The following is a 20,471-nucleotide window of genomic DNA, read 5'->3' as shown; positions in this document are numbered from 1 at the left end:
CCAGGAAGTGCCATCGCGGGGAGGCCAGCGAGAGCTGGCCTCCCCGTGTGCTTTAACCCCCGGCCGCTGACCCCCCGGCCGGCTGCTCAATAGAATCGGGAAGTATGAAGCTCGAACTTCGCGGCATTACGAAGAGATTCGGTGCCCTGGTCGCCAACGACCACATCAACCTCACTGTCGAGGCCGGCGAGATCCACGCGCTGCTCGGCGAGAACGGTGCAGGGAAGTCCACCCTGATGAACGTGCTCTACGGCCTCTACCGGGCCGAAGAAGGCGAGATCCTGCTCGACGACGTCGTCCAGCACTTCTCCGGACCCGGCGACGCCATGGCCGCCGGCATCGGCATGGTGCACCAGCACTTCATGCTCATCCCCGTCTTCACCGTCGCCGAGAACGTCATGCTCGGCCACGAAGAGACCGGGTTCGGCGGCCACCTCGATCTCCCGGCCGCCCGCCGCCGGGTGACCGAGATCTCGGCCAGGTTCGGGTTCGACGTCGACCCCGACGCCCTCGTCGAGGACCTCCCCGTCGGAGTGCAGCAGCGGGTCGAGATCATCAAGGCGCTCTCCCGCGATGCGAAGGTGCTCGTCTTCGACGAGCCGACCGCGGTGCTCACCCCGCAGGAGACCGACGAGCTGATGGGCATCATGCGCCAGCTGCGCGACTCCGGCACCTCGATCGTCTTCATCACCCACAAACTCCGGGAGGTGCGCGCCGTCGCGGACCGGATCACCGTCATCCGCCTCGGTGCCGTCGTCGGCCAGGCCTCGCCCACCGCGAGCAACGAGGAACTCGCCACGATGATGGTCGGCCGCGCCGTCGACCTCACCGTCGACAAGTCCCCGGCCGCGCCCGGTGCCCCTGCCCTCGTCGTCACCGACCTCACTGTGCTCGACCCGCGCGGGCAGGTGCTCGTCAACAACGTGAGCTTCACCGTGCACGCCGGCGAGATCCTCGCCATCGCCGGAGTGCAGGGAAACGGGCAGACCGAGCTGACCGAGGCCCTGATGGGCCTCCAGCCGCGCGTCTCCGGCGACATTACCCTCGACGGTGCCTCGCTCCGCAACCACACCGTGCGCCGGATCCTCGACGCCGGCGTCGGCTTCGTGCCAGAGGACCGCACAGAGGACGGCCTCGTCGGCGAATTCACGATCGCAGAGAACCTGATGCTCGACCGGTCGCACCAGCCGCCGTTCGTCAAACGCTTCAACGTCCAGCTATCCTTCCTCGCCCGGTTCGCCGAGGACAAGGTCAAGGAATTCGATGTGCGCTCCCAGGGCATCGACACACTCGTCGCCCGCCTCTCCGGCGGAAACCAGCAGAAGGTCGTCCTCGCCAGGGAGCTCAGCCGCGACCTGCGCCTCTTCATCGCCGCCCAGCCGACCCGCGGCCTCGACGTCGGTTCGATCGAATTCGTGCACGAGCGCATCATCGCGACCCGGGATGCCGGCACCCCGGTCATCGTGATCTCGACCGAACTCGACGAGGTCGCCGCGCTCGCCGACCGGATCCTGGTGATGTTCCGCGGCCGCGTCGTGGGCATCGTCCCCGGCGACACCCCCCGGGCCGTACTGGGGCTGATGATGGCCGGCGAAACGCCGACCGAAGAAGGAGCGGCAGCATGAGCGAGACCCTGCAGACCCCGCCGGTTTCCAGCGGGAAGCCGGTCGGGCCGGACCAGCCTGACCAGCCGAGTCGCGCGTACCAGGTCTTCCGTGAGATCACGACCGGGAACGCCATCATCTCCGTCCTCGCCGTCGTCCTCGCCCTGCTCGTCGGCGCGATCCTGATCGCCTTCACCAACGAGGACGTCCAGAATGCGTCGGTCTACTTCTTCTCCCGACCGGGCGACACCGTCGTCGCGGCCTGGAATTCCGTGTCCGGCGCGTACTCCGCCCTGTTCCAGGGGTCGATCTACAACTTCCGCAAGCCGGATTTCGCGTCCGGGATCAAACCGCTCACCGAGACCCTCACCTTCGCGACCCCGCTGATCGCGGCCGGCCTCGGCGTTGCGCTCGGCTTCCGTGTCGGGCTGTTCAACATCGGCGGTCGCGGCCAGATGCTCATCGCGGCCGCGCTCGGCGGTTGGGTGGCCTTCGCGCTCGACCTGCCCGCCGGCATCCACCTGGTCGTCGCCCTCGTCGTCGGTGTCGCAGGCGGCGCACTCTGGGGCGGCATCGTCGGCCTGCTCAAAGCACGCACCGGTGCGCACGAGGTCATCACGACGATCATGCTGAACTACGTCGCCTACTACCTCGTCAGCTACCTGCTGCGCGACGGCTTCCTGAAGACGCCGGGGTCCAACAACCCGCAGAGTCCCGCGAGCAAACCGACGGCCGTGTTCCCCGACCTGCTCGGCCCCGCGTACAACCTGCACCTCGGGTTCATCCTCGTGATCATCGCGACGATCTTCACCTGGTGGCTGTTGTCGCGCTCGAATCTCGGCTTCCAGTTCCGCGCCGTGGGGCTCAACCCGCACGCGGCCCGGGTGGCCGGGATCAGCGTCGACCGGATGTACGTCTACGCGATGCTGTTCTCCGGCGGCCTCGTCGGCCTCGCAGGCATCAACCAGGTACTCGGCACGTCGACGAGCGGTTTCGACGCCGGCATCGACTCCGGCATCGGGTTCGACGCGATCACCGTCGCGCTGCTCGGCCGCTCACGCCCGTGGGGGGTCTTCGCCGCAGGCATCCTCTTCGGCGCCTTCAAGGCGGGCGGGTTCTCGATGCAGGCAGCAGAGGGCGTCCCGATCGATATCGTGCTGATCGTGCAGTCCCTCATCGTCCTGTTCATCGCGGCGCCGCCCCTCGTGCGCGCCATCTTCCGGCTGCCGACGCCGGGCCAGAAGACCCCCGGTGCGAAGACGCCCCGGAAACGCACCACGACACCCACGGAGGTGGTGGCCTCGTGAGCACTCCGACAACCGTTTCACCGGCCGGGTCCACCGGACCGGGCGCAGCAGTCACTGCCGCAGGGCCCGACTTCGAGCAGATCAAGAGCTGGAAGACCCCGATCGCCCTCGCGATCTTCACTGTGCTCGGCTTCCTGCTGCTCGTCGTCTTCGGTCGTGACGGCGAGAGCACCATGCGCCTGTCCACCACGACCGACCTGATTCAGCTGCCCGACGTGGTCCTGCCCACCCGGCCGACCGGCATCGCGGTCGTCGCCCTCCTGCTCCTGATCACGGCGGCGAGCGGATGGCTCGTGCGCTCGAAGGCGAAGGTGCCGATCTGGCTCGTCACCGTGTTCGCGGTGTTCCTGCTGGTCGGCTTCCTGGCCTGGGCCTCCGCCGACCACACGATCCCCGTGCCCGGGCTGCTCTTCGGGTCGCTGAGCCTCGCCGTCCCGCTCATCTTCGGTGCGCTCGGCGGCGTCATCTCCGAACGGGTCGGCGTGGTCAACGTCGCGATCGAGGGCCAGCTGCTGGCGGGTGCGTTCACCTCGGCGATGGTCGCGTCGATCACCCAGCAGCCGCTGCTCGGGCTTGTCGCGGCGATGGTCGCCGGCGTGCTCGTCTCCTTCGTGCTCGCCGCGTTCGCGATCAAGTACTTCGTCGACCAGGTCATCGTCGGCGTCGTGCTCAACGTGCTCGTCTCCGGGGTCACCGGCTTCCTGTTCTCCCAGCTGCTCGCCCCGAACGCAGGGACGCTCAACAGCCCGCCGAGGTTCGAGAACATCAACATCCCGCTGCTGAGCGAGATCCCGATCATCGGCCCGGTCTTCTTCCGGCAGACCCTGATCGTCTACATCATGTACGTGGCCGTGGCGTGCGTGTACTTCGGCCTCTTCCACACCAAGTGGGGCCTCCGCCTGCGCGCCGTCGGCGAGCATCCTCAGGCCGCGGACACCGTGGGCATCAACGTCGCCCGCACCCGGTTCTGGAACGTCTCCCTCGCGGGCGCGATCGCCGGTCTCGGCGGGGCGTACTTCACCCTCGGCTCGGTCGGCGCCTTCGGCAAAGAGATGACAGCCGGCGCCGGGTTCATCGCCCTCGCCGCCGTCATCTTCGGCCGCTGGGACCCGATCAGGGCCACCCTCGCCGCGCTGCTCTTCGGCTTCGCGAGCAACCTGCAGAACGTGCTCAGCATCATCGGCTCCCCGGTGCCGAGCGAATTCATGCTGATGCTGCCCTACCTCGTCACGATCTTCGCCGTCGCCGGCCTCGTCGGCCAGTCACGGGGGCCAGCGGCCTCCGGAAAGCCGTACATCAAATCGTGAGCTCCCGAAAGAACGAACCCGCGCGAAAGAACGAACCGGAGTCCGGCCACGTGGCTCCCGCCATCGACTGGGCGCTCCTCCGCAGCACCGCGACCGAGGCGATGAGCCTCGCGTACGCGCCGTACTCGAAGTTCCCCGTCGGCGCGGCGGCCCTCGTCGACGACGGCAGGGTGATCAGCGGATGCAACGTGGAGAACGCCTCGTACGGCCTCACGCTGTGCGCGGAGTGCGCCCTCGTCTCCGTGCTGCACCTCACCGGCGGCGGCAGGTTCCTCGCTTTCAGCTGCGTCGACGGCAACGGCAACCTGCTGATGCCGTGCGGCCGCTGCCGCCAGCTCCTCTACGAACACTCCGCACCCGGCATGCTGCTGGAAACAGTCTCGGGCCTCCGCACCATCGACCAGGTCCTGCCGGACGCCTTCGGGCCCCGCCAGCTCGCCGACTACCGGGAAGAACACCAGTGAACACCCAGACCCACCTCGAAGCCTTCGACGCCGTCGACCTGATCCGCACCAAGCGCGACCACGGCGAACTCGCCACCCCCCAGATCGACTGGCTGATCGACGCGTACACCCGCGGCTACGTCGGCGACGAGCAGATGGCCGCGATGACCATGGCGATCTTCCTGAACGGCATGACCCGCCGGGAGATCAAGGACCTCACCCTCGCCATGATCAACAGCGGCGAGCGGATGAGCTTCGCCGGCCTCGGCAAGCCGACAACCGACAAGCACTCCACCGGCGGCGTCGGCGACAAGATCACCCTCCCGCTGATGCCGCTCGTCGCGGTCTTCGGCGCGGCCGTTCCGCAGCTTTCCGGCCGCGGCCTCGGGCACACCGGCGGCACCCTCGACAAGCTCGAGTCGATCCCCGGCTGGCGCGCCCACCTCAGCAACGAGGAGATGTTCGCCCAGCTCCGCGACCACGGCGGCGTGATCTGCGCGGCGGGCGGCGGCCTCGCCCCGGCCGATGGCAAGCTCTACGCCCTCCGCGACATCACCGGAACCGTCGAGGCGATCCCGCTGATCGCCTCCTCGATCATGTCGAAGAAGATCGCGGAGGGCACGAGCGCGCTCGTCCTCGACGTGAAATTCGGGTCCGGCGCATTCCTGAAGGACATCGAGCTCTCCCGGGAGCTCGCCCGCACGATGGTCGCGCTCGGCGAGGATGCCGGGGTGGCGACATCCGCCCTGCTCACCAACATGAACGTGCCGCTCGGCTTCGCGATCGGAAATGCGAACGAGGTCCGCGAATCGGTCGAGGTGCTCGCCGGCGGCGGGCCTGCAGACGTCGTCGAGCTCACGATCGCCCTCGCGACCGAGATGCTCGAGCTCGCCGGGATCACCGGCGTCGACGTCGCCGCTGCCCTCACCGACGGGCGGGCCATGGACAAGTGGCGCGAGGTCATCCGCGCCCAGGGCGGCGACCCGGATGCCGCACTGCCGGTCGCGAAGGAAACCCACATCGTCACGGCAGACCGTGACGGGGTGCTCGTCGAGCAGCAGGCGCTGCCGTTCGGGATCGGCGCCTGGCGTCTCGGGGCGGGCCGTGCCCGCAAGCAGGACCCCGTGCAGCACGCCGCAGGGATCGACCTGCACGCCAAGCCGGGCGACACCGTGCGCGCAGGGCAGCCGCTCTTCACCCTCAGCGCCGACGAGCCGGAGCGTTTCACCAGGGCCCTGGAGGCCCTCGAGGGCGCATACCGGATCGGCGACCCCGGCGAGCCCGTGCTCGACGGCGGCCCCCTCATCGCCGAGCGCATCGGTCGCTGAGCACTGCTCGATCTCCGCACGGAACCGGTGTGTTGCCGATCACAATAAATTACGGGAGATATGCCTGGGGAGGAGCCGGGGGAGGCCGGGGCCGGTAGATTGGTGAGCGTGAATACGAGCCTTGAGGAATTCCTGCTGCCCGGTGGTACGAGCATCAATGCGCTGCCCAAAATATCGCTGCACGACCACCTCGACGGCGGCCTGCGCCCCCAGACGATCATCGAGCTCGCCGAGGCCATCGGTCTCGCCCTGCCGTCGACGGAAGCTGCCGCCCTCGGCGATTGGTTCGCCGACCAGGCCAACTCCGGCTCGCTCGTGGATTACCTCAAGACCTTCGATGTGACGACGGCCGTGATGCAGACCCGTGAGGGCCTCACCAGGGTCGCCCACGAATTCGTGCTGGACCTCGCAGCAGACGGTGTCATCTACGGGGAGATCCGCTGGGCACCCGAACAGCACCTCACCCGCGGGCTCACCCTCGACCAGGTTGTCGAGGCCGTGCAGGAGGGGCTCGAGTCCGGCGTCGACGAGGCGGCAGAATTCGGGTCCACCATCCGGGTCGGCCAGCTCATCACCGCGATGCGCCACGCGAACCGCGGCCTCGAGATCGCCGAACTCGCCGTACGCCACCGCGGCAACGGCGTCGTCGGCTTCGACATCGCCGGAGCGGAGCTCGGCTTCCCCGCCCGCAACCACATCGCAGCATTCGACTACCTCGCCAAGGAGTTCATGCCGGTCACGGTGCACGCCGGAGAGGCCGACGGGCTGGGCAGCATCCGCGGCGCCCTCTTCGACGGCCGCGCACTGCGCCTCGGTCACGGCGTGCGCCTCGCCGAAGACATCGTGATCGGCCGCGAGGACGACGACAACACCTACGTCACCCTCGGCCCGGTCGCACAGTGGGTGCGCGACCGCGAGATCGCCCTCGAACTGAGCCCGTCGTCGAACCTGCAGACCGGCGCAATCGCCGCCTGGGGTGACGACCTGCTCGACCACCCCTTCGACCTGCTCTACCAGCTCGGCTTCCGGGTCACCGTCAACACCGACAACCGGCTGATGAGCGACACGAGCCTGAGTCAGGAACTCGCGCTGCTGAGCGACGCCTTCGGCTACGACATCGACGACCTCGAGGTCTTCCAGCTCAACGCCGCCCAGTCCGCGTTCCTCCCGCTCGAAGAGCGCGAAGAGCTCGCCGACGCCATCGTCGCGGGCTTCGAAGAGGCCTGAGAGTCCGCAGACCCCGCCACGCAACCCCAGTGAAAGAACCTATGCAACTCCCAGACCTGCCTCTTACCGCCATCGCGATCGGCATCCACGTGGCCGACTGGCGCACCGCCGTGACCGCGGCCGGCGACGGTCTCGAGCGCTCGGGGTCGACAGGCCCCGGCTACACGAAACGGATGATCGACGTCATCGAAGAGTTCGGCGCCTACGTCGTGATCGCCCCCGGCCTGGCCCTCGCCCACGCGCGCCCAGGCCCCGATGTCCTCGCAGAGGGCCTGAGCATCGTGACCCTCGCGGAACCCGTCGCCTTCGGCCACCCGCACAACGACCCGGTCAGCGTGGTCCTCGGCCTCGCCGTGACGACGGGCGATGAGCACGTGCTGCTCGTCGCCGAACTCGCGAACCTCTTTAATGACCCGCGGGTCATCCCTGCGCTTGCGGCCGCGACGGATGCCGCCGGCATCCGTTCGCTGCTCGGCGTGACGGCACCCGCCGGAGAAGCCAGCGGGGTCCAGGAATGAAGATCGTCGCCCTGTGCGGGGTCGGAGTCGGCACCTCCGCGATCCTGAAGATGAACGCAGAACGGGCTCTCGCCCGGCTCGACATCGACGCCGAGGTGACGGCGACCGACGTTGCCTCCGTGCAGACCGTCGGCGCGGACGCGCAGGTGATCCTGACCTCATCGGAGCTCGTGGCCCACATCGGCAAGACCAACGCGGACATCGTCGTGATCGACAACTATTTCGACGTCGACGAGCTCACCACCAAGCTCGAGGAAGCGCTCGGCTGAACCCGGAGCGGTGCGGAGGTTCTAGCCCTACGCGATGAGCTCGCGCATACCGCGCTCGAGCTCGGCGAGCACGGCGTTGGCGGCGACCTGGCGCTCCACCACCGTGCCGACGACGCTGCTCGTGTCGAGGTAGACCTTGAGCTTGGGCTCCGTGCCGCTCGGGCGCACCATCACGCGGGCGCCTCCGACGAGTCGGATCCGGAGCACATCGCTCGGGGGCAGGCCGAGGAAGCCGCCGGCGAGGTCGTCGATGTGGTCGACGCGGATCCGGCCGATGAACACCGGCGGGTTCGAGCGCAGCCGGTCCATCACCCGGGAGATCGACGACAGGTCGGTGACGCGCACCGAGATCTGGCTCGACGAGAAGTGCCCGAAACGGCCGCTGAAGTGGTGCAGGTGGTCCGCGAGGGTGAAGCCCTCGTTCTTCAGGTCGCTCACGAGGGAGAGCAGCGCGAGGGCCGCGGAGATGCCGTCCTTGTCGCGCACGGTCGTCGGATTCACGAGGTAGCCGAGGGCTTCCTCGTAGCCGAAGACGAGACCGGGGGCGCGGGAGACCCACTTGAACCCGGTGAGGGTCTCTTCGAAGCGCATGCCGTAGGCATCCGCCACGGCCTTCAGCGCAGGCGACGAGACGATCGAGCAGGCCAGGGTGCCGTTGCGCGGGGCTGGGGCGGAGGTTTCCGCGTCGTCGTCCGTGGCGGCGTCGTCGGCGAGGGGCGCCAGTTCTGCCCGTTCCGCTGCACGCCAGCCGAGGATCGCACCGACCTCGTTGCCGGTGAGGCGACGGTAGCCGCCCGCGGCGTCGGCGTCGGGGATCGCGATCGCGAGGCGGTCGGCGTCCGGGTCGTTCGCGATGACGAGTTCGGCGTCGATCTCGCGGGCGGTCGCGAAGGCGAGGTCGAGGGCGCCCGGCTCCTCCGGGTTCGGGAACGCGACGGTCGGGAAGGTCGGGTCCGGGGCGATCTGCGCGTCGACGAGGGTCGGCAGGTCGTAGCCCGCAGCCTCGAGCACGCGGCGGGTGGTGTCCCAGCCGACCCCGTGCATGGCCGTGTAGACGGCGTTGACCTGGGCGCGCGGCGGGCCGACGGTTGCGGCGGTCGCGGCGATGTAGGCCTGGACGACGGTCTCCTCCGCGGTCTCGTAGGCGCCGCGCGGCAGGTCGGGGATGGTCGTGTGCGTCGCCACGCGGTGGATCTCCGCCGCAATGAACGCGTCGTCCGGTGAAACGATCTGGGACCCGCTGTTCGCGCCGCCGAGGTAGACCTTGTAGCCGTTGTCGGCCGCGGGATTGTGCGAGGCGGTGACCATGACGCCGGCGCTCGCGTCGAGGTGGCGGACGGCGAAGGCGAGGACGGGCGTCGGCAGCAGGCGGGGCAGCAGGATGGCGCGGACGCCGGCACCCGCCATGATCGCGGCACTGTCGGCCGCGAAGACCTGGGAGTTCTTGCGGCCGTCGTAGCCGATCACGACGGAGGGGGTCTGGCCGGGAAGGGCGGTTCCGATCAGGAACGCGGCGAGGCCGGCCGCGGCCTGGGACACGAGGACGCGGTTCATCCGGTTGGAGCCGGCGCCGATCGCGCCGCGGAGGCCGGCCGTCCCGAAGGCGAGGCGCTCGTCGAAGCGGGCGTGCAGCTCGGTGATTGCTGCCTCGTCCGCGGACTGTGCCCCGCGGAGCAGGGCGCGCAGCTCGGCCTGGGTCTCGGGGTCCGGGTCCTGGGCGAGCCAGGCGGTGGCCGCGGCGAACGTGGCGGCGTCGTCGGGCGCAGGGGCCGGTGCGGACGTCGTCGATGCCCCAACGGGGTGGGCGAGCGCTGCCGGGACGAAGGCCGCCGCGACGGTGGCGTCCATTTCCGCGGTGACGGGGGCCTGCTCGTCCGCGGCGGATGCCGGGTGGGCCGTCAGTGGGGCAGCGGCGGGTTCCTGGGCTGCCGCCGGAACCACCGGCGATGCCGGGGCTTCCGGGGTGGGCGGAACGGGCTCCGCTGATTCGGCTGCTGCCGCTACCGGAATCTCCACGATCTCGAGCGCGAGGGTCGGGGGCAGTGCGGAAGCGGGAGCATCCGGCAATGCCCGGTGACGCCCGCGCGCGCGGACCTCACCGGTGCCGGTCAGCCCGGCGTCGACGGGCCCTGTGCTCGTGGGCCCCGTGTTCGTGGGCCCTGTGCCGGTCTCGGTCGCGCTCACAGGGCGGCCACGATCCTGGCGAGGAGTGCGCTGATCACGGGTTCGGCCTGCTTGCCTGCGACGAGCACTTCGGCGTGGCTGAGCGGCTCCTTCTGGATCCCGGCCGCGAGATTGGTGATGAGGGACAGGCCGAGGATCTCCATGCCGGCCTGGCGGGCGGCGATGGCCTCGAGCGCCGTCGACATGCCGACGATGTGGCCGCCGATCGCCTTCGCCATCTGCACCTCGGCGGGGGTCTCGTAGTGCGGTCCGCGGAACTGGCAGTAGACGCCCTCGTCGAGCCCGGGGTCGATGGTGCGGGCGAGGTCGCGCAGCCGCTTCGAATAGAGGTCGGTCAGGTCGATGAAGGTCGCGCCTTCGAGCGGCGAGTCCGCGGTGAGGTTGATGTGGTCGCTGATCAGCACCGGCGTTCCGGGGGTCCAGGTCTCGCGGATGCCGCCCGCCCCGTTGGTGAGGATCATGGTCGTCGCGCCCGTTGCCGCAGCGGTGCGTACGCTGTGCACGACCCGGCGGACGCCGTGGCCTTCGTAGTAGTGGGTGCGCGCGCCGATGACGAGAGCCCGCTTGCCGTTCGGCAGGAGCACGGAACGCAGGGTGCCGACGTGGCCTTCGAGCGCGGGGGCGCTGAATCCGGTGATCGACTGCGCGGGGATCGTGTGCGTGGTCTCGCCGATGAGCTCCGCGGCCTTGCCCCACCCGCTGCCGAGGGTCAGCGCGACGTCGTGATGGGTGACGCCGGTCAGCTCGGCGATTTCCTCCGCCGCGATCCGGGCGATCTCGAATGGATCGGTTTGTGGCTCGTCCAGCGGGTTTGCGTCGATCGTCGGCATCCCCCCACTCTATTCGCCCGAACCAATTCGACGGAGATTTTGGGCATTCGGGGCCCAAAGTGCCCTCTCACGCGCGGAAATCTCAGAAACTTCGTCGAATTCGTCCGGCGCGGGCGTTGGGGCGGGCGGATGCCCCCTGCCGGGATTGGTGGCGAAGGGCGGCGGACGGCAGAATGTCACCATGGCCTACGAGTTCGAACGCAAGCAGCAGATCGTCATTCTCGGCGGAGGGCCCGGCGGATACGAAGCGGCGATCGCCGGAGCACAACTCGGGGCGGAGGTCACCCTCGTCGAAGAGGTCGGCGTCGGCGGGTCGGCGGTCATCACGGACGTCGTGCCCTCGAAGTCCCTCATCGCCACCGCTGAGGCCACCAACTCCATCGGCGACGCGACCGAGCTCGGCGTCCAGCTCTACGTGCGCGGGGCCGACGGCAAGCCGAGCCGCCCCGAGGTCGCGATCAACCTCGCCGCCGTCAACAAGCGCCTCCTCGCGCTCGCCCGCCAGCAGTCCGAGGATATGCGGGCCACGCTCGTCACCGCCGGAGTACGCCTCGTGCAGGGCCACGGCCGCCTCGACGGCACGAGCGGCGTGATCGTCGCGACCTCGGAGGCCTCCGGCACCGATTTCGACCGGATCAGCGCCGACACCATCGTCGTCTCCGTGGGCGCGAGCCCGCGCATCCTCCCGACCGCGGTCCCCGACGGTGAGCGCATCCTCACCTGGACCCAGCTCTACAACCTGCGGGCGGTGCCCGAGCACCTGATCGTCGTCGGGTCCGGCGTCACCGGCGCCGAGTTCGCCTCGGCGTACCGGGCCCTCGGTGCCCGCGTCACCCTGATCTCGAGCCGCGACCAGGTGCTGCCCGGCGAGGACGCCGACGCCGCCGCAGTGATCGAGAACGTCTTCAAGCGCAATGGGATGGTCGTCCTCAGCAAGTCCCGCGCCGAATCCGTCGTCGTCACCTCCACCGGGGTGCTCGCGACCCTGTCCGACGGCCGCAAGGTCGAGGGCAGCCACTGCCTGATCGCCGTCGGCTCTGTGCCGAACACCCGCGGGATCGGCCTCGAGGAGGCCGGAGTGCAGCTGACCGACTCCGGGCACATCCGGGTGAACCGGGTCGCCCGCACCTCGATGCCGAACATCTACGCGGCCGGAGACTGCACGACCGAGCTGCCCCTCGCATCGGTCGCCTCGATGATGGGCCGCACGGCGGTGTTCCACGCGATGGGCGACGCGGTGAACCCGATCGAGATCCGCAATGTTGCGGCCAACATCTTCACCCAGCCCGAGATCGCGACCGTCGGCTGGACGCAGAAGCAGATCGAGGACGGGCTCGTGCGCGGGACCATCTACAAGCTGCCCCTCGCCGCGAACCCGCGGGCGAAGATGATGGGGATCAAGGACGGCTTCGTCAAGCTCTTCGCGACCACGACCACCGGCACCGTCATCGGCGGCGTCATCGTCGCCCCGAAGGCGAGCGAACTCATCTTCCCGCTCGCGCTCGCCGTCGAGCACCGGCTCACCGTCGATGAGGTCGCCAGGGCCTTCCCGGTCTATCCGTCGCTGACGGGCTCGATCACGGATGCCGCCCGGGCGATGCACATCGTCCTCTAGTCCCGAACGGATCCCCACACACCCCGCCCCGCGTCCTCGCGAGAGTGCACTTTCGGCCCTTAAAGCGCGGTTTTAAGGGCCGAAAACGTACTCTCGCGGGACGGTGGGTCAGCCCTGGAGGGACTGGCGGATGGCGCGGGGGAGAGCGGCGACGATGATCGCGTGCGACTCGGTGATCAGCTCGCGCACGTGGCCGGCGGGCACGGAGCCGTCGAGTCTCACGGTCACCCAGTGCCGCTTGTTCATGTGGTACCCGGGCTCGATGCCGGCAACGCTGCGGATCAGCCGCGGCACGTTCTCCGGGAGCGCCTTGAGCGTGATCGACCGGCGCGGGGCATCCGGCTGGTCGACGGAGAACATCTTGCCCGCGACCTTCATCACCCGGGCCTCAGGCCCGAACGGGTACGTCTCGACGGCGCCGTTCAGGTCGAGCAGGAACGCGGTCAGTTCGTCCGGATCCACGACGGTCCCCTTTCCCGGCCGACGATGTGCGAGCGGATGCCTGCCGTGCGGTGCCTAAGCGGCGTCGGTCACGGCGAGCAGCAGATGCCCGCTCGACACCGTGGCACCGACGACGGCGCCGATGCTGCCGATCACGCCGTCCTTGTGCGCGGTGAGCGGCTGTTCCATCTTCATGGCTTCGAGCACGAGCAGCAGGTCGCCCTTGACGACGACGTCGCCTTCAGCGACGGCGAGCTTGACGATCGTGGCCTGCATCGGCGCGACCACGGCGTCGCCGATGGCCGTGTTCACCGATTGGGCCACGCCACGGCGACGCGGGGCGGGACCGGCGGTGCTTTCGGCGGTGCCGGGCAGGAGACGCACGGGGAGGCTGACCTCGATGCGGCGGCCCTCGACCTCGACGACGACGTTGTGGCGCTTCTCGGCGGTGCCCTCGTCGGTGAGGGAGCCGTTCCACGGTTCGATGTCGTTGACGAAATCGGTTTCGATCCACCGGGTGTAGATCGAGAACGGCTCGCCGTCCGAGGGTGCGAACGCGGGGTCGCGCACGATCGCGCGGTGGAACGGAAGCACGGTCGGGAGGCCCGCGATGTCGAACTCGTCGAGGGCGCGGCGCGAACGCTCGAGCGCCTCCTCGCGGGTCGCGCCGGTGACGATGAGCTTGGCCAGCAGGGAGTCGAAGGAACCGGAGATGACGTCGCCGGCCTGCACGCCGCTGTCGACGCGCACGCCGGGGCCGCCCGGCGCCCTGAAGACGTGCACGGGGCCGGGAGAGGGCATGAACCCGCGGCCGGGGTCTTCTCCGTTGATCCGGAATTCGAAGGAGTGCCCGCGCGGGATCGGGTCGTCGTAGTCGAGGCGACCGCCCTCGGCGAGGCGGAACTGTTCGCGGACGAGGTCGATGCCCGTGACTTCCTCGGAGACGGGGTGTTCGACCTGGAGCCGGGTGTTGACCTCGAGGAAGGAGACGGTGCCGTCCTGGCCGATCAGGAACTCGCAGGTGCCTGCGCCGAGGTAACCGACCTCCTTGAGGATGGCCTTGGACGCGCGGTACAGCTCGTCGTGCTGAACGGTCGTGAGGAACGGTGCCGGTGCCTCCTCGACGAGCTTCTGATGGCGACGCTGCAGCGAGCAGTCGCGGGTGGAGACGACGACGACGTTGCCGTAGGCGTCCGCGAGGCACTGGGTCTCGACGTGGCGGGGCTTGTCGAGGTACTTCTCGACGAAGCACTCGCCGCGACCGAAGGCGGTGACGGCCTCGCGCACGGCCGAGTCGAAGAGCTCAGGGACCTCTTCGCGGGTGCGGGCGACCTTGAGGCCGCGTCCGCCGCCGCCGAAGGCCGCCTTGATCGCGACCGGAAGCCCGTACTGGTCGATGAAGTCGAGGACCTCTGACGCGCCCTCCACCGGGTTGAGCGTGCCTGGGGCCATCGGAGCGTTCACCCGCTCGGCGATATGCCGCGCGGAGACCTTGTCTCCGAGCTGCTCGATGGCGTCGGGAGACGGGCCGATCCAGACCAGGCCGGCGTCGATCACGGCGCGGGCGAAATCGGCGTTCTCGGCGAGGAAACCGTAGCCGGGGTGCACGGCGTCGGCACCCGAACGGCGGGCGACCGAGAGGATCTTCTCGATGACCAGGTAGGTTTCTGCGCTTGTCGTACCGTCGAGCCCGTACGCCTCATCTGCGAGGCGGGCGTGCACGGCGTCACGATCCTGGTCGGCGTAGACGGCGACCGAGAGAATGCCGCTGTCTTTCGCGGCTCGAATCACCCGGACGGCGATTTCGCCCCGGTTGGCGATGAGGACCTTCGTTATGCGGGACACAGTGCCTGAGCTTATTGGAGATCGCGCCCGAGACTTTGGTTCTCTTCAACAAAAAGAACCCCGAAAAAGGTATGGATGCCTACAAGGCGCCCTCGAAACCCGCTGCGCGTCAGGCTTTCGCGCGGTTCCAGAGGCTCGGCCAGGAGTGGCCGAGCCTCAGCACGAGCCGGCGCAGCGTCGGCAGCGACAAGCCGACCACGGTCGAGGGATCGCCCTCGATGTGGGTGATGAAGGGGGCTCCCAGACTGTCGATCGTGAAGGCCCCCGCCACGAACAGGGGCTCTCCCGTCGCGATGTACGCGTCGAGCTCTGCGTCGTCGATGTCGTCGGCGAAGGTCACGTCGGCGACCGCGACGGCCCCGACGGCTCGGCCGGGCACGCCGGCCCTGTGTTCGATGAGCCAGTGGCCGGAGTAGAGCTGCCCGGTGCGGCCGCGCTGCAGCTCCCAGCGTTCCCTGGCCCGCTCGGCCGTGTGCGGCTTGCCGTAGATCACGCCATCGATGACGAAGACGGAGTCCCCGCCGAGCACAAGGTGCACGTCGTCACCGTCTGCGGCCTCGGCGTCCAGGGCGACGATCGCCCGGGAGACGTCCTCCGCCTTGGCGCGAGCGAGCAACTCGACCGTGTGACGGGGCGTCAGCGGTGCGCCCAGCGTCCGGGCGGCATCCGCTGCGACCTCGTCTTCGTCGACGCCGGGCGCGATCGTGACCGGCTCGATGCCCGCGGCACGCAGGAGCGTGAGCCGGGCCGGAGAGGTCGAAGCCAGATAGAGGCGCATGGTTCCCTTTGTGCGGCGAGATAAGCGGCGATAGAAGCGATGTGGGATGCTCGAACAATGGCCACCAGCAATGACACACCGGCGAATCTCCCCGCACCCGCAGCCGAGGTGGGTACTGAACTCGAACTCCTCGTCACCAACGTAGCTCACGGCGGTATCTTCATCGCCAGGCACGAAGGCCGCGTGGTCTTCGTGAGCGACACCCTGCCGGGGGAGCGCGTGCGCGCCCGGCTCACCTCCGCGAACCACAAGAGCTTCTGGCGCGCGGAGACCGTCGAGGTCCTCGACGCGGCCCGCGAACGCCAGCCGCACATCTGGGCCTCCGCTGCCGTCGAGCGCGACCCGGACGACCGGGCCGGCGGCGCTGAGTTCGGCCACATCGAACTCGGCTTCCAGCGCGAACTCAAGCGCCAGGTGCTCGCAGACTCCCTGAAGCGCATGGCGAAGATCGAGTCCGACGTTGTCGTCGAACCCGTGCCGCTCGGCCCAAACGCCTCGCCAGGCGACGCGGCGGACGGCACAGGCTGGCGCACCCGGGTGCGCCTTCACGTCGACGAAGACGGCACGGTCGGCCCATACGCGGCCCGCTCCCACCGGGTGATCCCCGTCGGCGATCTTCCCCTCGCCGAGCGGATGCTCGAAGCGGCCGCCCCGCTCGACCAGCGTTTCCCCGGAGCGGCTTCAGTCGACGTCGTCTCCCCGAGCCTCGGCACCGTGCAGATCCTCGTCTCGGAGCCGGACGCGCGCGGTAAGCCCAAGGCCACCCCGCGCACCCTGATCCGTGAGGTCGTCGGTGACCGGGAATTCCGTCTCGACGCCGGCGGGTTCTGGCAGGTGCACGTCCGCGCTGCGGACACCCTGTACCACGCCGTCCAGGACCTGATCGATCCCGAGCTGTTCGACCCCCGTGCCACCAACCTCGACCTGTACGGCGGCGTCGGGCTGCTCGCTGCGGCCGTCGGTGACAAGTTCGGCAGCACTGTCCGGATCACCTCCGTCGAGAGCGACGCGCACGCGACCGACTTCGCCGCAGAGAACCTCGCGGAATGGGTCGGAGCGAGCGTTCGCACCGACCGGGTCGACCGCTTCCTGGCCGGCCTGGTCCGGGACGCGAGCGCCGCCGAACGGGCGAAGCACCAGGCGGCGACCGTCGTCCTCGACCCGCCGCGTTCCGGCGCAGGCCACGAGGTCATCGACCAGCTCGCGGTGCTGTCCCCGAAGCAGATCGTGTACGTGGCCTGCGATCCCGTCGCCCTCGCCCGCGATATCGCCCTCCTCAACGGGCACGGATACGAGCTGCGGAAGCTGCGCGCGTTCGATCTCTTTCCGAACACTCATCACGTCGAAGCCGTCGCCCTGCTGTCCAAATAGCTATCGTTGACGTGTACGTGCAATGGAAGAATGTAGGAACAAGTGACGCACCCGACAACACCCGCGACCTCTCCGACCACGACGGCGGATGCCCCCGCCGGCCCTGCCGGTGCGACCCTGGGTTCGACGCACGCCGCTGAAGCGCGTACGCCGCTCGACCACCCGGTCCGGGTGGGCATCGCCGACGATCACGAATCCGTCCGCCTCGGCATCCAGGCCGCCTGCGAGAACGTCGGTTACGAGGTCGTCGCAACCGCGGCGACCGTCCAGGGACTCGTCGACGGGATCGGCGGACGTCCCTGCGACGTGATCGTGCTCGACCTCTCCCTCGGCGACGGCTCCCTCGTCACCGACAACGTGCACCTGGCCCAGAGCACGGGCGCATCGGTGCTCGTGCACAGCATCGCCGACAGGGTCGCCCTCGTTCGCGAGGCCCTCGCTGCGGGCGCCGCCGGCGTCATCCCGAAGTCGTCGCCGACGACGACAGTGATGGCCGCGGTGGCCTCGGTCGCACGCGGCGACGTGCTCAACAACCTCGAATGGGCGACCGCGATCGACGCCGACCGCGATTTCGCCAAGGCCCAGCTCGGCCGCAGGGAACGGGACGTGCTGCACCTCTACGCCTCCGGCCTTCCGCTCAAGATGGTCGCCATGCAGCTCGGCATCGCGCACTCGACCGCGCGGGAGTACCTCGACCGGATCCGCGTGAAGTACGTCGAGGTCGGGCGTCCCGCGCCGACGAAGGTCGACCTGCTGCGCCGGGCCGTTGAAGACGGAATCCTGCCGGGGCTGGACCCGGATGGCGGAGATGGCCGCGGCTGAAGCAGCGGGCACGATCCCGCAGCTCCCGACACGGTTGCCTCCCGACCGCCTGGAACTCGTACCCGTCGCGGCGGAGGGCATCCGGGCGCCCGGCATCCGCCAGCCCCGCAACCCGATCAGCCGGTCCCGGATCGAGGTCGTAATCTCCCGGTCCGTCGCCGGGGTCGCCGTCGTCTTCTCCCTGCAGGCCCTCCCGGCGATGCTGCAGCAGATCCCGTTGCGGCTGCCGGTCATGGGCGTCGCGATGCCGGTCGCCCTCGCCGTGGCGGTCGCAGCCGTCGTAGTGGCCTCGATCACCAAGGTCGGAGTGCGCATCACGACCGGCGCCGTTGCACTCGTGTATTTCGTCGCCCTGATCGGGTGGCCGTTCCTGATGCGGGACCCGGCGGCCGTCCTCGACGGGAAGCCCTGGCTCTGGTACGTCTGCACGGTCGCGACCTCGTGCGCGGCCATCTCGTTCCCGCTCGGCTGGGCGTGCGCGTACACCTTCGCCGCCCCGCTCGCCTACGGGATCGTGCGTTCGCTGCCCTCCGGCGGTGACGCGGATGCGCTGCTGGCTTCCCTCGACGCCGTCTACGCGACGCTCCTCGGCCAGGTCCTCCTGATCATAATCTTCATGCTGCGGCAGACGGCAGCCTCCGTCGACGCCGCGCAGACGAATGCGCTCAACAAGTACGCGAACGCCGTGCGCCAGCACGCCACCGAGGTCGAGCGCGTGCAGGTGGACTCGATCGTGCACGACAGCGTGCTCGCGACGTTCCTCGCCGCGGCCGCCGCCGGCAGCCCGAAGGCCGCGCAGCTCGCCTCCGGGATGGCCACCGACGCCCTCCAGCGCCTCACGGACGCAGCGATCACCCCGGCCGTCGACGACAGCACGGTGAGCTTCTCCGAGCTCGCCGGGCAGATCCGCCTCGCGGCCTCCCGGCTCGCCCGGCCGTTCACGATCGTCGAGTGCTCCATCCCGAAGCTCGCCGTGCCCACGCACGTCTCCGAGGCGATCCTCGCGGCCTCCGTCCAGGCCATGGCCAACAGCGTGGAGCACGCCGGCGCAGGCCCAGGTGCGCCCGATCCCGAGCGGGTGCTGACGATGAGTGCGAACAGCCAGGGCGGATGCACCATCCAGATTTCCGACACCGGCGTCGGCTTCGACCCGGCCCTCGTCCCGAGCGCGCGCCTCGGCCTGCGCATCTCGATCGCGGAGCGGATGCAGAGCGTCGGCGGCTCCGTGTCGGTGTGCTCCACGCCGGGGCAGGGCACCACGATCACCATCGAGTGGCCGAAGGACGGCGGGGTGACCCCCTGATGATCACCGTCCCGCGCGGGCTCGTCCTGTTCCTCGCCGGCCTCTTCTCGGCGTACCACGTCGTGCTCGGCATCTACTCCATCGACCTGCCGCGCACCCCGGGACCGACGATCATCGCGCTCGCGCTCTACGCACTCGCGACGGTCCTGAGCCTCTGGCCGTCGAGCCCGATGCGGATGGGCCTTGCGCTCGCCTTCTTCAACGTCGCGGTCTGCGTCGTGATCCCGCTCCTCGTCGGCAGCCAGCTCGACGGCTCCGCAAGGAACGGCTACGCGACCTGGTACGTCGCCGCCGTCGGCACTCTCATGACGATCACGGCGACGCGCCGCCGAACGGCGCTCGCCTGGGTCGGTGTCGGCGCGCTCGTCGTGCACACGATCATCTGGGCCGGCCCGGCCCAGCTGCTCGACATGGGCGTGATCGGGAGTGTCGTCTGGGTGACCGTTGCCGTCCTCCTCGCCCGCGCCCTCGCCAAGGCGGGGCGTGACGCCCGCCAGTATGCGCTCGCGGAGCGGGAGGCGACGGAGTGGCAGGCCGCCCAGGAAGCGCACTTGTTCGAACGCCAGGTGCGCCTCGCGCAGACGCTGCGCCTCGCGTCCCCCATGCTGCGCCGCATCATCGACAAGCGCGGCGAGCTCGACGCGGAGGACCGCCAGGAGTGCCGCTACCTCGAAGCCGCCGTGCGGGACGAGATCCGCGGCCGCAAGCTGCTCAACGACGCCGTGCGCGAGCAGGTGATGACGGCCAGGCGCCGTGGCGGCATCGTGACGCTTCTCGACGAGGGCACGATCGACGACCTCGACGGTGCCGAGCTCGAAACCGTCCTCAATCAGCTCGCCGCCGCCATCGGCGAATCGACGGCCGACACGATCATCGCACGCACCGCGGGGGAAGGGTCGGCGACGGCCGTGACCGTGGTCGGCCTCAGCAGTGCTGATGCCCGGCTGAGCGCCCTGGGACAGGACTCACCGGAGCCCGAGGTCGACCTCTGGCTCGAGATCCCCAGAGACCCGGCCACGGCATCCGCCCTCGGCGCCTGAGGGCCTGCGGGGAACGGACCGGCCCGGAACGCAAAAAAAAGGGGACCAACCCGAAGGCTGGTCCCCTTTTTACGTTGTGCCAGGGCGACAACCCGAATGTCACCCTGACGTGCCCCCAGAATTCGCCTGCTTACCCTAGTCGACGAATTCTGGCTGTGTAACTCAGTGAGCGACACCTAGCAATATCTATAGTGGTCGAGCCGTTCGCAATTCAAAAGTCGGCATTTAGGGGGACCGGC

The 20,471-nt window shown here is 69.3% G+C and carries 18 protein-coding genes; 13 read left to right on the top strand and 5 right to left on the bottom strand.

The genetic code is table 11. The features are described from left to right. Positions 1-104: 104 nt before the first annotated feature. The 8 genes from QN357_RS00325 (at position 105) to QN357_RS00290 (ending at position 8,003) form a co-directional block, all read left to right on the top strand. Positions 105-1,625 (top strand): ABC transporter ATP-binding protein, encoded by a 1,521-nt coding sequence (locus QN357_RS00325; RefSeq protein WP_322189427.1) that lies wholly within the window; start codon positions 105-107, stop codon positions 1,623-1,625. Further along, the gene (locus tag QN357_RS00320; protein WP_322189428.1) at positions 1,622-2,911 is read left to right on the top strand and encodes an ABC transporter permease; all 1,290 of its coding nucleotides are present in this window, start codon (positions 1,622-1,624) and stop codon (positions 2,909-2,911) included. Before QN357_RS00325 ends, QN357_RS00320 begins: the two co-directional genes overlap by 4 nt. Next, the gene (locus QN357_RS00315) at positions 2,908-4,218 is read left to right on the top strand and encodes an ABC transporter permease (protein ID WP_416173101.1); all 1,311 of its coding nucleotides are present in this window, start codon (positions 2,908-2,910) and stop codon (positions 4,216-4,218) included. Before QN357_RS00320 ends, QN357_RS00315 begins: the two co-directional genes overlap by 4 nt. Positions 4,219-4,268: 50 nt before the next feature. Beyond that, entirely contained in the window at positions 4,269-4,682 is a 414-nt protein-coding gene (locus tag QN357_RS00310) for a cytidine deaminase (protein ID WP_322189824.1), read from the top strand. Continuing rightward, the gene (locus QN357_RS00305) at positions 4,679-5,989 is read left to right on the top strand and encodes a thymidine phosphorylase (protein WP_322189429.1); all 1,311 of its coding nucleotides are present in this window, start codon (positions 4,679-4,681) and stop codon (positions 5,987-5,989) included. Before QN357_RS00310 ends, QN357_RS00305 begins: the two co-directional genes overlap by 4 nt. Positions 5,990-6,097: 108 nt before the next feature. Continuing rightward, positions 6,098-7,216, top strand: coding sequence for an adenosine deaminase (locus tag QN357_RS00300; RefSeq protein ID WP_322189430.1), 1,119 nt, complete (start codon positions 6,098-6,100; stop codon positions 7,214-7,216). A gap of 41 nt (positions 7,217-7,257) precedes the next feature. After that, a complete protein-coding gene (locus QN357_RS00295; RefSeq protein WP_322189431.1) occupies positions 7,258-7,734 on the top strand; it encodes a PTS sugar transporter subunit IIA in 477 nt (158 codons plus the stop codon). Then, positions 7,731-8,003, top strand: coding sequence for a PTS sugar transporter subunit IIB (locus tag QN357_RS00290; protein ID WP_322189432.1), 273 nt, complete (start codon positions 7,731-7,733; stop codon positions 8,001-8,003). Before QN357_RS00295 ends, QN357_RS00290 begins: the two co-directional genes overlap by 4 nt. A 27-nt stretch (positions 8,004-8,030) precedes the next feature. Here QN357_RS00290 and QN357_RS00285 read toward each other — a convergent pair whose 3' ends face one another. Both QN357_RS00285 and QN357_RS00280 read right to left on the bottom strand, forming a co-directional pair. Continuing rightward, positions 8,031-9,851, bottom strand: coding sequence for a phospho-sugar mutase (locus tag QN357_RS00285; RefSeq protein ID WP_416347599.1), 1,821 nt, complete (start codon positions 9,849-9,851; stop codon positions 8,031-8,033). A 332-nt stretch (positions 9,852-10,183) separates the two neighbouring features. Beyond that, positions 10,184-11,017, bottom strand: a complete 834-nt coding sequence (locus QN357_RS00280) for a purine-nucleoside phosphorylase (protein ID WP_134560705.1) — start codon at positions 11,015-11,017, stop codon at positions 10,184-10,186. Positions 11,018-11,198: 181 nt separating this feature from the next. On the opposite strand from QN357_RS00280, the gene QN357_RS00275 reads away from it, so the two are divergent. Then, positions 11,199-12,632 carry an NAD(P)H-quinone dehydrogenase gene (locus QN357_RS00275; protein ID WP_322189434.1) on the top strand — a complete coding sequence of 478 codons (1,434 nt, stop codon included), beginning with the start codon at positions 11,199-11,201 and terminating at the stop codon, positions 12,630-12,632. Positions 12,633-12,740: 108 nt separating this feature from the next. Here the strand turns inward: QN357_RS00275 and QN357_RS00270 are convergent, their stop codons facing one another. The 3 genes from QN357_RS00270 to QN357_RS00260 all read right to left on the bottom strand — a co-directional run bounded on the left by QN357_RS00270 (position 12,741) and on the right by QN357_RS00260 (position 15,696). Next, complete coding sequence (locus QN357_RS00270) at positions 12,741-13,094, bottom strand: MmcQ/YjbR family DNA-binding protein (RefSeq protein ID WP_322189435.1); 354 nt, start codon at positions 13,092-13,094, stop codon at positions 12,741-12,743. A 54-nt stretch (positions 13,095-13,148) separates the two neighbouring features. Next, positions 13,149-14,918, bottom strand: a complete 1,770-nt coding sequence (locus QN357_RS00265) for an acetyl/propionyl/methylcrotonyl-CoA carboxylase subunit alpha (RefSeq protein ID WP_323504275.1) — start codon at positions 14,916-14,918, stop codon at positions 13,149-13,151. 109 nt (positions 14,919-15,027) lie between these two features. Then, positions 15,028-15,696 (bottom strand): nucleoside triphosphate pyrophosphatase, encoded by a 669-nt coding sequence (locus QN357_RS00260; protein ID WP_322189437.1) that lies wholly within the window; start codon positions 15,694-15,696, stop codon positions 15,028-15,030. A 57-nt stretch (positions 15,697-15,753) separates the two neighbouring features. On the opposite strand from QN357_RS00260, the gene QN357_RS00255 reads away from it, so the two are divergent. The 4 genes from QN357_RS00255 to QN357_RS00240 all read left to right on the top strand — a co-directional run bounded on the left by QN357_RS00255 (position 15,754) and on the right by QN357_RS00240 (position 20,232). Further along, positions 15,754-17,067 (top strand): class I SAM-dependent RNA methyltransferase, encoded by a 1,314-nt coding sequence (locus QN357_RS00255; RefSeq protein WP_322189438.1) that lies wholly within the window; start codon positions 15,754-15,756, stop codon positions 17,065-17,067. A gap of 117 nt (positions 17,068-17,184) precedes the next feature. After that, positions 17,185-17,889, top strand: a complete 705-nt coding sequence (locus QN357_RS00250; protein WP_322189825.1) for a response regulator transcription factor — start codon at positions 17,185-17,187, stop codon at positions 17,887-17,889. Further along, positions 17,876-19,192 (top strand): sensor histidine kinase, encoded by a 1,317-nt coding sequence (locus QN357_RS00245; protein WP_322189439.1) that lies wholly within the window; start codon positions 17,876-17,878, stop codon positions 19,190-19,192. The genes QN357_RS00250 and QN357_RS00245 overlap by 14 nt, the downstream gene beginning before the upstream one ends. Beyond that, positions 19,192-20,232, top strand: coding sequence for a hypothetical protein (locus QN357_RS00240; RefSeq protein ID WP_322140663.1), 1,041 nt, complete (start codon positions 19,192-19,194; stop codon positions 20,230-20,232). The genes QN357_RS00245 and QN357_RS00240 overlap by 1 nt, the downstream gene beginning before the upstream one ends. The last annotated feature ends 239 nt before the right edge of the window (positions 20,233-20,471 follow it).

It is taken from the genome of Cryobacterium sp. RTC2.1 (assembly GCF_035018685.1).
GTDB lineage: Bacteria > Actinomycetota > Actinomycetes > Actinomycetales > Microbacteriaceae > Cryobacterium > Cryobacterium glucosi.
This window is presented reverse-complemented; position numbering and strand designations above follow the sequence as displayed.

Excerpts from the sequence above, each read along its gene's own strand:
- QN357_RS00325 (WP_322189427.1), top strand. The coding sequence starts at position 105 with ATGAAGCTCGAACTTCGCGGCATTACGAAGAGATTCGGTGCCCTGGTC.
- QN357_RS00320 (WP_322189428.1), top strand. The coding sequence starts at position 1,622 with ATGAGCGAGACCCTGCAGACCCCGCCGGTTTCCAGCGGGAAGCCGGTC.
- QN357_RS00295 (WP_322189431.1), top strand. The coding sequence starts at position 7,258 with ATGCAACTCCCAGACCTGCCTCTTACCGCCATCGCGATCGGCATCCAC.
- QN357_RS00290 (WP_322189432.1), top strand. The coding sequence starts at position 7,731 with ATGAAGATCGTCGCCCTGTGCGGGGTCGGAGTCGGCACCTCCGCGATC.
- QN357_RS00285 (WP_416347599.1), bottom strand. The coding sequence starts at position 9,851 with ATGGACGCCACCGTCGCGGCGGCCTTCGTCCCGGCAGCGCTCGCCCAC.
- QN357_RS00280 (WP_134560705.1), bottom strand. The coding sequence starts at position 11,017 with ATGCCGACGATCGACGCAAACCCGCTGGACGAGCCACAAACCGATCCA.
- QN357_RS00275 (WP_322189434.1), top strand. The coding sequence starts at position 11,199 with ATGGCCTACGAGTTCGAACGCAAGCAGCAGATCGTCATTCTCGGCGGA.
- QN357_RS00260 (WP_322189437.1), bottom strand. The coding sequence starts at position 15,696 with ATGCGCCTCTATCTGGCTTCGACCTCTCCGGCCCGGCTCACGCTCCTG.
- QN357_RS00255 (WP_322189438.1), top strand. The coding sequence starts at position 15,754 with ATGGCCACCAGCAATGACACACCGGCGAATCTCCCCGCACCCGCAGCC.
- QN357_RS00245 (WP_322189439.1), top strand. The coding sequence starts at position 17,876 with ATGGCCGCGGCTGAAGCAGCGGGCACGATCCCGCAGCTCCCGACACGG.
- QN357_RS00240 (WP_322140663.1), top strand. The coding sequence starts at position 19,192 with ATGATCACCGTCCCGCGCGGGCTCGTCCTGTTCCTCGCCGGCCTCTTC.